This window comes from Nocardia kruczakiae NBRC 101016, from assembly GCF_001612965.1.
Taxonomy (GTDB): domain Bacteria; phylum Actinomycetota; class Actinomycetes; order Mycobacteriales; family Mycobacteriaceae; genus Nocardia; species Nocardia kruczakiae.
In genome coordinates, this window is the sequence record NZ_BDBL01000041.1 from 23,045 (window position 1) to 36,074 (window position 13,030).

The 13,030-nt window shown below is 69.3% G+C and carries 9 protein-coding genes; 4 read left to right on the forward strand and 5 right to left on the reverse strand.

Features of this window, described 5'->3' with window-relative positions; all coding sequences use genetic code 11:
* Positions 1-105: 105 nt before the first annotated feature.
* On the forward strand, positions 106-2,445 hold the full coding sequence (locus NK1_RS26350) for a serine/threonine-protein kinase (protein ID WP_063012949.1): 2,340 nt from the start codon (positions 106-108) through the stop codon (positions 2,443-2,445).
* Between the two features lie 5 nt (positions 2,446-2,450).
* Here the strand turns inward: NK1_RS26350 and NK1_RS26355 are convergent, their stop codons facing one another.
* Together NK1_RS26355 and NK1_RS26360 are read right to left on the reverse strand one after the other, a co-directional pair.
* Positions 2,451-2,960 (reverse strand): nitroreductase/quinone reductase family protein, encoded by a 510-nt coding sequence (locus tag NK1_RS26355; RefSeq protein ID WP_063012950.1) that lies wholly within the window; start codon positions 2,958-2,960, stop codon positions 2,451-2,453.
* A 48-nt stretch (positions 2,961-3,008) separates the two neighbouring features.
* Complete coding sequence (locus NK1_RS26360) at positions 3,009-3,809, reverse strand: LLM class flavin-dependent oxidoreductase (RefSeq protein ID WP_063012951.1); 801 nt, start codon at positions 3,807-3,809, stop codon at positions 3,009-3,011.
* Between the two features lie 222 nt (positions 3,810-4,031).
* Here NK1_RS26360 and pta point away from each other — a divergent pair, with 222 nt between their 5' ends.
* Both pta and NK1_RS26370 read left to right on the forward strand, forming a co-directional pair.
* Entirely contained in the window at positions 4,032-6,116 is a 2,085-nt protein-coding gene (gene pta / locus NK1_RS26365; RefSeq protein ID WP_063012952.1) for a phosphate acetyltransferase, read from the forward strand.
* 67 nt (positions 6,117-6,183) lie between these two features.
* Positions 6,184-7,380 (forward strand): acetate/propionate family kinase, encoded by a 1,197-nt coding sequence (locus NK1_RS26370; RefSeq protein WP_063012953.1) that lies wholly within the window; start codon positions 6,184-6,186, stop codon positions 7,378-7,380.
* A 7-nt stretch (positions 7,381-7,387) separates the two neighbouring features.
* Here NK1_RS26370 and NK1_RS26375 read toward each other — a convergent pair whose 3' ends face one another.
* Genes NK1_RS26375 through NK1_RS26385 form a run of 3 tightly spaced genes read right to left on the reverse strand, consistent with a single transcriptional unit; the run spans position 7,388 to position 12,201 of the window.
* Positions 7,388-9,880 (reverse strand): serine/threonine-protein kinase, encoded by a 2,493-nt coding sequence (locus NK1_RS26375; RefSeq protein ID WP_084461574.1) that lies wholly within the window; start codon positions 9,878-9,880, stop codon positions 7,388-7,390.
* Between the two features lie 3 nt (positions 9,881-9,883).
* Positions 9,884-10,855, reverse strand: a complete 972-nt coding sequence (locus NK1_RS26380) for a glutamate ABC transporter substrate-binding protein (RefSeq protein WP_063012954.1) — start codon at positions 10,853-10,855, stop codon at positions 9,884-9,886.
* A complete protein-coding gene (locus NK1_RS26385) occupies positions 10,852-12,201 on the reverse strand; it encodes a GlnX family signal transduction membrane protein (protein WP_063012955.1) in 1,350 nt (449 codons plus the stop codon). Before NK1_RS26385 ends, NK1_RS26380 begins: the two co-directional genes overlap by 4 nt.
* Before the next feature lie 145 nt (positions 12,202-12,346).
* On the opposite strand from NK1_RS26385, the gene NK1_RS26390 reads away from it, so the two are divergent.
* Positions 12,347-13,018: an NUDIX hydrolase gene (locus NK1_RS26390; RefSeq protein WP_084461578.1), complete on the forward strand. Its 672-nt coding sequence runs from the start codon at positions 12,347-12,349 to the stop codon at positions 13,016-13,018.
* Positions 13,019-13,030: the final 12 nt, after the last annotated feature.

A 13,030-nucleotide genomic window follows, 5' to 3' on the forward strand; every position in this document is an offset into this window, starting at 1 on the left:
TTTCGTTCGGCGCGCGAGACGCCCGCTGTGTGTCCGTTCCGCCCGGTCCGTCCGTCCTTCACAGGCCGGTCGGACTCGGTAGGGTGCACACGGCGAGGAGGAGTAATGCTGTATTCGGGGGAGTTGTTCGCGGGCTACCGGATCGAACGGGTACTCGGCGCCGGTGGAATGGGCGAGGTCTATGTCGCCCGGCACCCGCGGTTACCGCGATCGGACGCGGTGAAGGTGCTGCCGGCCCAGTATGCGGCCGATCCGGAATACCGGGCGCGGTTCGAGCGGGAGGCCGATCTGGCGGCGAGTCTGTCGCATCCGGCGATCGTGAAGGTGTACGACCGCGGCGAGTACGAGGGCCGGCTGTGGATCGCGATGGAACTGGTCGACGGCGTCGATCTGGCCCGGCGACTGGCCGCGACCGGGCCGTTCGGCATCGACGAGGTGATCCGGATCGCGGAAACCGTTGCGGGAGCGCTGGATCGCGCGAATGCGCAGGGTTTGGTGCACCGCGACGTGAAACCGGCGAACATCCTGCTGAGCCGTGACGGTGACGTGCTACTCACCGATTTCGGCATCGCCCGGCAGGCCGCGGGTGCCTCCGATCTGACCGGAACCGGGGTCATGATCGGCACCCTGAACTATGCGTCGCCGGAGCAACTGAGCGCGCTGCCGCTGGACGGGCGCAGCGACCAGTATTCGTTGGCCTGCACCATCTTTCACGTGCTCACCGGCGACGCGCCGTTCGCGGACGCCAATCCCGTCGTGGTCGTGACGCGGCATGCCACGGCCACGCCGCCGAGCGTGCGGACGGTGCGTCCGCACCTGCATCCGGACGTGGACGCGGTCCTCGCGCGGGCGATGGCGAAGCGACCGGAGGAACGGTTCGCCTCGTCGTCGGAGTTCGCGGCGGCGCTGGCTGCGGCCTTGCGGGCCGTCACCGCCGGCCCGCCGCAGGGCGATCCGCAAGCGGCGATCGCGACCGTGCTCGCCGGGCAGCCCGTTCCGTCGCCGGGCCGGCCGGAAGCGCAGGCCGAACCACCGACGGTGCTACGGCGAACCGGTGCGCCGTCGAGTGGAATCTGGTGGGGCGCAGGCGGCGCGGTCCTGATCGTGATCGCGATCGTCACGGTGTTCGTGGTGCGGTCGGCCGGCTCCGATGAGGTCGGTCCGACCGATGCCGCCCGGACGCTGGCCCGGATCTCGGTAACTCCGCAGAGCCCGGATCTGAGTGCCGCACCCACCGGGAAGCGGTGGTCGGCCGACGGGTGGGCGCTCCCGATCGGCGGCACGGACAAGGTGGTGTTCTACAACGGCACCAGGAAACTCGACATCCTCGACGTGGAGTCGGGTGCGCTGTTGCACAGCATCGGTGTGGGTTACCTCTCCTACGCCGAGTGCGTGTTCACGGCGTCGGGCCGCTACGCGGGCTGCCGTACCGAGTCCGGGGACAGCGTCGCCGGGACCCGGGACGTGAATTCGGATTCGTACGCGACGCTGCTCATCGATACGCAGACGGGTGTGATCTCCGGCCGTCTGCCGGCCGCCACCGAAATCGTCTCCGCAGGAGAAACGTTCGCCACATTCGAACCCGAGCGCAAAGGTGCCGCGACGGGTTCGGTCATCGCCGCGGATGTCACCGGCGCGGTGCTCTGGCAGGCCGACGACATCCGAGCGGGCCTGGTCCACGGTTCCGGTGTGCTGTCGCTGCAGAAGAATCCCGTATCCGGCGATCCGTTCTCGAAGGCCGGTTTCGAATTGCGCAACATCGAAACCGGCAAGGTCGTGTATCAGACGGCTCCGGATCACGTTCAGCCTCATACCGTGTGGGCCCCGGACTGGCTGGCGTACTCCGGCGGATTCGCGGTCGGGCAGGACTTCTTCGCTCTCGACGGAACGAAGCGCGCGAGCGCCGGTCCCGGCTGGCGGGTCGTCGCGAGCCAGCCGTATGCCACCCAGGGTGACGATCCGGCGCCGAACGGTAATGACAAGCGCTACGCCGAACCGGACACCGCCCCGGCGCTGCCGGTGATGACGAACCGCGGCATGCTCGCCGCCTTCGACCCCGCGACCGGAGCCATGCTCTGGTCCAGGGAACTGCCGAAGGAAGCGAGTTACGGCCACGGTGTGTCCGTCGCCGGCATCGGCAGCAAAATTCTGATTCGCTGGGATACCACCGCGACATCCGGCTCCGACTACCTCGAGAACAAATACAAGCTCGCCTACGCCTGGTTCGATGCGTACACGGCCGAAGGCGGTGTACTGCCGGACAATCAGGTCCCCTGGGCCACGGACGGAACGCGGGTGGTCACCGTCGCGCGTGGTGGTCAGGGCGGGATCACGGTCGTGGGCGCCGGAAAGAATCGGCAGCCGGTGTGGTCACTCGACTTCGGCACCAGCCCGATCCGGACCTTCGCCGGGCGGGTGTATTCGGCGCGCAACCGGATCGTGTGAAACCCTCACGCCCTGGTCAGGGCGAACAGGCGCAGATCACGCGTCGTCCGGCTGCGGTAGGCGGCATATGCCTCTGTCGTCTCCACGAACCGGTCGAAGATCCGTTGCTTACGCACCGGATCCTCGACCAGCTGTGCGCGCACCGGAATGCTCTGTCCCGCAAGGGTTATCGTCGCCTCGGGACGCGCCAGCAGATTGGCGGTCCAGGCGGGATGGCGGGCCTGACCGAAGTTGCTGCCGATCACATACAGCGTGTCGCCGTCGTGGACGTACAACAGCGGTGAGGTGCGCGGCTGCCCGGAGGTGCGGCCGATGGTGGTGAGCAGGACGATCGGCGCGCCGATCGGGCCGAGCACGGTGTAGCGAGCGCCGGTGCGCTGCAACACTTTCCGATCCAGCGGTGTGAGGGTGCGGACCACGAGCGAACCGAATTTCGTCGCGGCGAACGCGCTCGCGGTACGTCCGAGCAGACCGGTCCGCGAACCCCACTGCCGATCCGGAAACTGTGCCGTCATGGACAGTGATCCTAGGGCTCTCGCCGCAGACGCGGGGGCAAGCGGCGGTTACCGCCCAGCGGTCCGGACCGCGGCCACGAACTCGTATCCCTTGTGCCAGTCACCGTCACGCGGTGCGGTGAGCAGCTGGTCGACGCCCGCCTCGGCGTAGGCGTCGAACAGCTCCCGGGCTTCGCCGAGGTCGGCGGGCAATGGCGTGACGACGGAGACGGTGGGTGCGCTGCGCCCGAACGACGCGGCGAATTCGGTCAATTCCTTTGTGGCAGTGGCGACTTCCTCCGGAGCGAGGCCGATCGCCAGCCAGCCGTCGGCGAATTCGGCCGCCCGGCGCCGGGCGCGTGGTCCGTCGCCGGCCACCAGAATCGGCGGAACCGTCGCGCCGGGGGAGAGCGTGACCTCGGTGCCGTCCGGCAGCACGGCAGGGCGGCCGGCGATCAGATCGGGCAGCACACGCAGATTCTCGTCGGTGCGCCGGCCCCGGTCGGCGAACGGCAACCCGGCCGCGCGCCAGCCGATATCGCCGTGGGCGGGATTGCCCGTGCCGACGCCCAGCAGCAGCCGATTCCCGGAGACGTACTGCAGTGCGCTCACCTGTTTGGCCGCCCACGCGGCCGGACGCAGTGCGAGCAGCAGCACGCCGTAGCCGATGTGAATCCGTTCGGTCACCGCGGCCGCGGTCGCCAGCGCGACCGAACTCTCCAGAATCGGCGCGCTGGCGACGAGGTGGTCGGTCGACCACACCGAATCGAGGCCGACCTCCTCGGCGAACCGCGCCGCGGCGCCGACATCGCCGAGAATCGGCCGCTGGGGATCGGGGGTGGACGTGGGGAGGAAGGTGCCGAGTCGCATGATGATGAGATTATGCGCGGATTGTGAGCCGTTGAATGGCTGAGCAGCGCAGGGACATGTCCGAAACGCTCATGCCGACTCGGGCCGCTGTTACGAGGCCGGGGTTGCCGGGCGACGGCTGCTGCGCGTACAGGTGACCGCGGTGGCTACTCGGGTGTGATTTCGTCGGCAGCGGACGCGGGTGCGACCGCGGGCGCTCACCCGCTCACTAAGCTCGGGACCATGGCCGAACCCGCACCCTCCACCGTGTACATCGCGTCACTGGAAGGTGACACCGGCAAATCCACCGTGGCGCTGGGCATGCTGCAGATGCTCTCGGCGACGACGCCGCGGGTGGGCGTCTTCCGGCCGATCACCCGGTCCAACCGCGGCCGTGACTACATTCTCGAGCTGCTGCTCGAACACTGCACCGCCGATATCGACTACGAGCAGGCGGTCGGGGTCACCTATGAGCAGGTGCACGCCGATCCCGATGCCGCGATCAGCGAGATCGTGATGCGGTTCCACGAGGTCGCCAAGGTCTGCGACGCCGTGGTGGTGGTGGGCAGCGACTACACCGATGTCGCAGGGCCGAGCGAACTGCGCTACAACGCCCGGATCGCGGTCAACCTCGGCGCGCCGGTGCTGCTGGTGCTGCGCGGGGCCGGGCGCAGCCCCGAGGACGTCGTGCAGGTCGCCCGGGTCTGCGAAGCGGAACTCGAACACGAGCACGCCCAGCTGATGGCGATCATCGTCAACCGCTGTGATCCCGAGCGGCTCGAAGACGTGCGGGACGCGATGGGTGTGCTGCCCTGTCCGTCGTGGACGATGCCGGAGGTGCCGTTGCTCACCGCGCCGACCATGAACGAACTGTGCGAGGCCATCGACGGCAGCGTCTATTCGGGCGATCCGGAGCTGCTGCAGCGCGAGGCGCTGAAGGTGATGGTCGGCGGGATGACCGCCGAGCACATACTCGAGCGGCTCAGCGACGGCGTCGCGGTGATCGTGCCGGGCGACCGTTCCGACGTCCTGCTGTCGCTGGTGAACGCGCACGAGGCGGAGGGATTTCCGTCGCTGTCGGGCATCATCATGAACGGTGGCCTGTTGCCGGATCCGGCGATCGCGCGCCTGATGGCGGGCCTCAAGCCGAAACTGCCCATCCTCACCACGCAACTGGGCACGTTCGACACCGCCAGCGCCGCCGCGCACACCCGCGGGCGGGTCTCGCTCAGCAGTATGCGCAAGGTCGACACCGCCTTGGCGCTGATGGAGCAGCGGGTGGACAGCCGGAAGCTGTTGAACCTCATCGAAGTTCCGGTGCCGTCGGTGGTCACGCCACAGATGTTCGAATATCAGCTGGTGGAACGGGCTCGTGCCGATCCGCGCCGGATCGTGTTGCCCGAGGGCGACGACGATCGCATCCTGCGGGCGGCCGGGCGCGTGCTGCAACGCAAGATCGCGGAGCTGACCATCCTCGGTGACGAGGCCACCGTGCGCGCTCGCGCGGCCGAACTCGGTGTCGACATCGATGCCGCCCAGGTGCTCGATCCGCGCACCAGCGAGTTGCGCGCGGAGTTCGCCGAGGAATTCGCGCGGCTGCGCGCGCACAAGGGGATGACGGTCGAGCGGGCCCGCGAATTCATGGCCGACATCTCGTATTTCGGCACCATGATGGTGTATCGGGGCATCGCCGACGGCATGGTCTCCGGCGCCGCGCACACCACCGCGCATACGATCCGGCCCTCGTTCGAGATCATCAAGACCGAACCCGGCGTCTCGACGGTGTCGAGTGTGTTCCTGATGTGCCTGGCCGACCGCGTGCTGGCCTACGGCGACTGCGCGGTGGTGCCGGACCCGACCTCCGAACAGCTATCCGATATCGCGATCTCCTCCGCCCGCACCGCGCAGCAGTTCGGGATCGAACCCCGGGTGGCGATGCTGTCGTACTCGACGGGCGAATCCGGCTCCGGCGCCGACGTCGACAAGGTCAGGGCCGCGACCGAACTGGTGCATCAGCGCGCGCCGCAGCTACCGGTGGAGGGCCCGATCCAGTACGACGCCGCGATCGAACCGACGGTCGCGAGCACCAAACTGCCGAATTCCGATGTCGCCGGGCGTGCGACCGTGTTCATCTTCCCGGACCTCAACACCGGTAACAACACCTACAAGGCGGTGCAGCGCAGTGCGGGCGCGGTCGCGATCGGGCCGGTGCTGCAGGGATTGCGCAAACCGGTCAACGATCTGTCGCGCGGAGCGCTGGTGGCCGACATCGTGAACACCGTGGCGATCACGGCGATCCAGGCGCAGAAGCAGGAGGAGGCACGGTGAGCGACAATCGCGCAGCGGCTCGCTGTGCCGACCGGGTGCGGGTGTCCCGCAAGACACTGGAGGGCTGATGCAGGTATTGGTGATCAATTCGGGGTCGTCGTCGATCAAATATCAACTGCTGGACCCGGTTTCGGCGAACGTGTCCGCCTCCGGGCTGGTGTCGCGCATCGGGGAACCGGTGTCCGAGGACGAGGTGACCGTCGAACATCACAGTGACGGAAAGAAATTCGAGCACACCGGGCCGATCGCCGATCACGCCGCGGGTCTGCGGGTGGTGTTCGACCTGTTCGCCCGCAGCGGTCACTCTCTGAGCGGCGAGGGGCTCTCGGCGGTCGGCCATCGGGTCGTGCACGGCGGCGAGATCTTCTACGAACCGACCCTGATCACCGATGCCGTGGTGGAATCCATCGACAAGCTCTCCACCCTGGCGCCACTGCACAATCCGGCCAACGTCACCGGCATCCGCTCCGCCCGTGATCTGCTGCCCGATATCCCGCAGGTCGCGGTGTTCGACACCGCTTTCTTCCACGGACTGCCCGACGCCGCGAAAACCTACGCCATCGACGCGACGATCGCCGCCGCGCACGGCGTCCGGCGCTACGGGTTCCACGGCACCTCGCACGAATACGTATCCGGGCGGGTCTCGGAACTGCTCGGCGGCGACCCGGCCACGCACAACCAGATCGTCCTGCATCTGGGTAACGGCGCCTCCGCGTCGGCGATTCGCGGCGGCCGGGCGATCGACACCAGCATGGGACTGACGCCGCTGGAGGGGTTGGTCATGGGCACCCGATCCGGCGATATCGACCCGGGCATTCCGCTGCATCTGGCGCGGACCGCGGGGCTGGATATCGACGGCATCGACGAACTGCTCAACCGCCGCTCCGGCATCAAGGGCCTGTCCGGGGTCAACGACTTCCGGCAGCTGTTCGACCTGATCGATTCCGGGGATGCCGCGGCGCGGTTGGCCTACGACGTCTACGTGCATCGGTTGCGCCATTACATCGGCGCCTATCTGGTGGAGTTGGGCCGGGTCGACGCGATCACCTTCACCGCCGGCGTGGGGGAGAACAACGCGCAGGTGCGCGCCGACGCGCTGGCCGGCCTGGAACGCTTCGGCATCGCGGTGGACCCCGTGCGCAACGCCGCGAAAGATCGTGCGGCGCGCCATATTTCGCTGCCGGGCGCGGAGGTCGCCGTGCTGGTGGTGCCGACCGACGAGGAATTGGCCATCGCCCGGGCGGCCGCAGCGCTGGTGGGCTGAACCGGGCTCAGAACCAGCTCTTGGCGCGGATCGCGTTCGCCAGATCCACCAGCGCGTACCGGTGCGTGCGGCCCGGAGCGGTGCGTGCCAGTGCGCGCAGCCCGGATTCGATCCCCCGGCGCAACCCGCGTTCGGTGAACGGCTGCCCGAGCAGGGTGCTGCCGGACGTCCGGGGACGGTGACCGGCCTGCAACCACGCGAGCGCGGTGCCCAGAACCAGGACCCGCAGCTGCGCGACCCGGCGTTCCGAGGCGGGCAGGGCCTGCAGCCGTGCCGCGGCGACGTGCAGGGTGGACTCCTCCAGCCGATCGGTGTCGACCTGTGCGTGTTGCGGTGTCTCGTCGTCCCCGGACTCCGAATCACCGGGCTCGGCGGGTTGTGCGGTGAGGAGTAGCAGCACCGCCGTCAGCCGCGCCTCGGTGTAGTGGCGGGAGGCGGAGGGAACCTCGTCCAGGGCCGCGACCGCGGCGGCGACCCGGCCGTCGGCGGCCAATTGCCGTGCGAGCCCGAAGGCGGCGCTGACCACGCCGCGGTCGGTCCGCCACACCGTGGCGTAGAACTTCTCGGCGCACTGCCGCCACTGCGCGGGATCGGGCGAATCCCACTGTTGCAGAACCAGTTCCGCGGTCGCGGCGATGGCGAGTTTGGGGGCGATCTCACCGGGCAGCGCGCACAGCACCGCGTCGAAACTGTCGTAGGCGCGTTCGTAGTCCTGCTCGCGCAGCGCGATCAGACCCTGGAACCAGTCGGTGCGCCAATCGTGTTCGCCCAGGTTGTCCAGCAGTTCGCGGGCCGCGGCCGGCTGGTCGAGATCGAGGTGGACGCGAACCTCGGCCAGGGTGGCCTCGGCGGCGAAACTGTCCGGCGCACCACCCGGCGCGGTCACGGCTCGCCGCCGCGCGGCCCGCACCGCGTCGAGCGCGTGTTCCGGTTCCGAGTGCGCGGTACCGGCCAGCAGCGCGGCCGACGGATCGGCCGGATCGATCAGCGGGACCGGCAGGGCGGCGGCGATATCGCGGGCGGTGAGGTGCTTGCCGCGGACCACCCCGTCGGCGTAGACATCGGTCTGGCCGATCAGCTCGTCGGTGCCGAAGCTGGTGCGCGGCGGACTGAACAGCGTCGACAGTTGCGGATGTTCGGTACCGGTCTCGGCGGCCAGGATCTCGCGCAGCACACCCGCGAGCTGGGTGGTCATCACCCGGGCCGAGGGGAACCGGCGATCCGGATCGGGATCGGTCGCGGTCAGCAGCAGCCGATGCAGGGATTCGTAGCGAGCCAGGACCGGTTCGGCATCCGGATGCGGAATGCCGTCGGTGTAGCGGCCGGCGACCATCGGGATGTTCACGGTCAGCACCGCCAGGGTGCGGCCGGCGGTGTAGAGGTCGGTAGCCGCGGTGGGACCGGTGGTGGCGATCTCGGGTGCTTGGAAACCCTTGGTGCCGTAGAGATTTCCATAGGAGTCGAACGGTGCCGTCGCACCCAGGTCGATCAGTTTCACCTGGTCCTCGGTGACCATGATGTTGTCGGGCTTGAGGTCGTTGTAGGCCAGTTCCAGCGCGTGCAGGTATTCCAGCGCGGGCAGGATCTCCAGGATGTAGGCGATCGCTTCCGGCACCGGCATCCGCTCCGGCCGCGGATGGGTGTCGAGCAGATCGCGCAGCGAACGACCGCCCACGTACTCCATGACGATGTAGCCGATCGGCGAGCCGCCGGGGCCGGGATGTTCGACGAAGTTGTGGATCTTGACGATGCTCGGATGGGCCAGTTCGGCCAGGTATCGGCTTTCGGACACGGCGACGGCCTGTGCCTCGGCATCCCCGCCGTGCAGCAGGCCCTTCAGTACCACCCACCGGTCGCTGACATTGCGGTCGATCGCGAGATAGATCCAGCCGAGCCCGCCGTGTGCGATGCAGCCCTGAATCTCGTACTGCCCGGCGACGCGATCGCCGGCCCGCAGGTACGGGCGGAAATCGTAGGGCGCGCCGCAGTTGTCGCAGCTGCCGACGGCCGTGGCGGCGTGCGCAGCCGTCGTGCGCCCGACCGGCCGGCCGCAGCGCCAGCAGTACCGCCGTCCCTCGGCCACCACCGGATCGGCGAGCACCGCCACCATCGGATCCAGTTGCGGCACAGTCGGAATCGGCACCAGGCCGGCGCCCAGGCGACGGACCGTGGGGCGGGAGCGGACCGTGCGTCCGCTGCGTCCGGTGGGGCGACTCGGTTCGCTCGGATACGATGAGGTGGCCGGACCGCCGGTGCCGGCCGTGGCCGCAGCGGTATCCGATGTGGTGAAAGGTGTTGCGGCCGTGGGCAGGTCGGCGCGCTGAGTCCCGTGGATGTGCCGCGTCCCATGAATCTGCCGAGGCCCGGGCGTTCTCCGGGTCTCCGGCGATTCCGGGGCGGGGCGGGCCTGTGGTGTCGTCGGACCCTCACCGGATTCCGGTGCGGGCGTGAGAGATGTCGGCGGGTACTCGGATTCGGGGAAGTCGTGGTGCTCGGACATGGATCAGTCCCGATAGGTCGGTTCCGGCGGTCCGGCCGCGGGACCCAGCGCGGGCGCCAGCCAATGCTGATAGAGCCGATCCCAGGTGCCGTCGGTGCGCAACCGCTGCAGGGTGGCGTTCACGAATCGGACCATATCGTCGTTGCCCTTCGGAACGCCGACGCCGTACGGCTCGTCACTGAGGGCGGGGCCCACCACCTCGGCGTAAGGGTCCTGCGCCGCCAGCCCGGCGAGCAGCGCGTCGTCGGTGCTGATCGCGTCGACCTGCCGCTGCTGCAATACCACCAGGCAGTCCGCCCAGGTCGGCACCGTCATGATCGCGGCCGTCGGCTGGATGTGCCGAATCCGGTCGAGCGAGGTGGTGCCGCCCACCGCGCAGACCCGCTTACCGGCCAGATCCGCCATCGAATTGATGCCGGATCCCTTCACCGCCAGGACGCGCTGATGCGACATCAGGTAGGTGGTGGAGAAATCGACGCGCTGGCGTCGGTCGCAGGTGATCGTCATGGTCTTCACCACGACGTCGACGCTGTGATCCTGCAGCGCCCGTTCACGATCCGCCGAACCGAGGATCCGGTATTCGATGCGGCGCGGATCGCCGAACAGATCGCGCGCGATCTCGGCGGCGACGTCGACGTCGAAGCCGGCGAGGGTGCCGCTGATCGGATCGCGGAAGCTGAACAGATTGCTGCCGGGGTCCAGTCCGACCAGCAATCGCCCGCGCGCGCGGACGGCGTCGAGGGCGGGCCCGTGATCGGCGCCGGGACGCAGGCTGGCGGTGGGATTCCCGCATTGCGGTTCGAGGCCGGGCTCGGGTGCCGACTGTGGTTGTGTCACAACGGCGTTGGCGGGCAGTGGCGGTTCGGTGTAAGTGCCGCCGCCGCCGGTGCGCGGGGTGCTCGGCGCACCGCCGCAGCCGCCGGCCAGCAGGGCCGATGCCGCCAATGCCGCTGCCGCGACCCGCCTCGCCCTCATCGATACTCCCTCAGACGCGGCCACAGCCCGGCCACCACGAACACCGCCGCCAGCGCGGCCAGGGTGAGTGCGCCCGGCGCCAGGAAATCCAGCGACCGCGCGGCATCGGATATCTCCCCGCGCAACGTATTCCGCGTTTCACCCATCCCGGCGGCGAGCGCGCTGTCGAGGGTGTCGACCGCCGCGCTGGCCTGCGCCGGATCCGCGCCGATCGCCACCACGGTGGCGGCCGGGAAATCGCCGCGGCCCAGCGCGTCGTTCATCCGCTGGTGGGCCGAACGCCAACGACCCAGTGCCGCATGGGCATTGCGCACATCGTCGGCACCCGGTGCGCCGCCCGGATAGTTGGTGAGCAGATCGTCGAGCCGCGCGGTGGCGGTGTCGTAGGTGTGGTCGTAGTCGCCGCTGGCATCGCGGCGCACCAATTTCAGCGTCTCCGCCGCCCGCGCCTGCTGGGCCAGGATGCGGCTCTCGGTCAGCTGGGCGCCCGGTACCGCGCCGTCGTCGCGTCCCGAGGTGGTCGCCACCGCCGAGAACGATCCGGCGATCACCGTCCAGGCCAGCAGGATCAGCAGAACGCCGGAGGCCACCAGCAGACCGGGGTTGAGCACCCGATGCCAGCGCCGGGCCAGATAGAACTGTGCCGCCACCAGTGCGGCGAGTGTCAGGATCGGCAGCACGATCGCCGCCCACGGCGGCCGCACGTGCTGGCGCTGGGTCGCCGCGATCGCCGCGGAGCGGTGCTCCTGCAATTCCTGCGCGGTCGGAAGCATGGTGGTCTGCATGAGATTCGACGCCTCGCTCTGATAGGCGGCGCCGACGGGATGGCCTTCGCGATTGTTGGCGCGCGCGGTCTCGATGAGCCCGGTGTAGACCGGTAGTTCGGTGGCCACACCGGTGCGCAGCCGGGTGTCGGCATCGGGGGTGACCGAGCCGGGCGTGCCGGCGTTGTCGGACTGGGCCACGAGTTCCGCCGCTGCCTCCCCGACCGCCTGGTCGTAGCGATCGCGCACCGGTTTCGGCTCCAGCCCCCCGGAGATGAAGGCGGTGCCGGCGGCGGCGTCGGCCACCGACAGCGAGGTGTAGAGATGCTGTGCGGAATTGGCGTCCGGTTCGGCCTCGTCCAGCAGATAGTCCAGGGCGTGCTGGCGGTGGCCCACCTCTCCGGAGGTGACGGCGCCGGCGATCAGGCACAGCCCGAGCAGTAACAGGCCCAGCGCGATCAGCCGCGCGGGGGACGAGCGCGCGAACGCGCGGACATCGGTCGCGTCGAGCCGGCTGCGCACGGCGGCAGCCGCGGCCCGCGGGGACAGCTCGTCGAGCTGCGAATGCCCGATTCGAGCCATGCCCACCTCCGTTCGTTCAGCGGGTTGCATTGTGCGGACTGAGCTTATTGTGGTCGTACCGGTACCGCCCGATATGTGTCGGTCACGACGGCGGTACCGGAGGCCGGCGGTCAGGACGCCGGCGCGGATCGGGACGAGGCGGAGCATGCGCGGTGACGGAGACGGCTTCTTGGAAAGCCCCGATGGGACGCGGCAGTGGGGCCTGTTCGGGGCCGCCGGACTGCTGCTGCGGGCGCCCCGGCAGGGCGGCGGCGCGTTGGTGCTGCTGCAACACCGGGCGCCGTGGAGCCATCAGGGCGGAACGTGGGCGCTGCCCGGTGGTGCACGCGACAGTCATGAGACCAGCGTGCACGCTGCGGTCCGTGAGGCGCAGGAAGAAGCCGGAATCGATCCGGAGGCGGTCCGGGTGCGCGGCAGCCGGGTGACGAGTACCGCGGACTCCGGCTGGACCTACACCACCGTGGTGGCCGATGTGTCGGAAACCTTGGCGACCACCGCGAATCGCGAAAGCGCGGAGTTGGCGTGGGTCCCCGAGGAGGAGGTCGACGCGCGGCCGCTGCATCCCGGATTCGCCGTCGCGTGGCCCGGGCTGCGGGCGGCCGCGGCCCGGCTCGAACTGGACGGACTCGCCGAGGCGGCCGCCATCGCGGCGGTGCTGCCGCGCACGATCGACCTCGCCGATCGGGGCTTCCTGTGGCTCGATACGCACGATGCCGCCGCGCCGACCGCCCGGATCGCGCAGCGCGAGAACGGATCCGGTGGGTACGCGCGGTCCGAGGAAACACTGGTGCTGACCCTGGACCAGGTACTGGACTGAACGCAATATGTG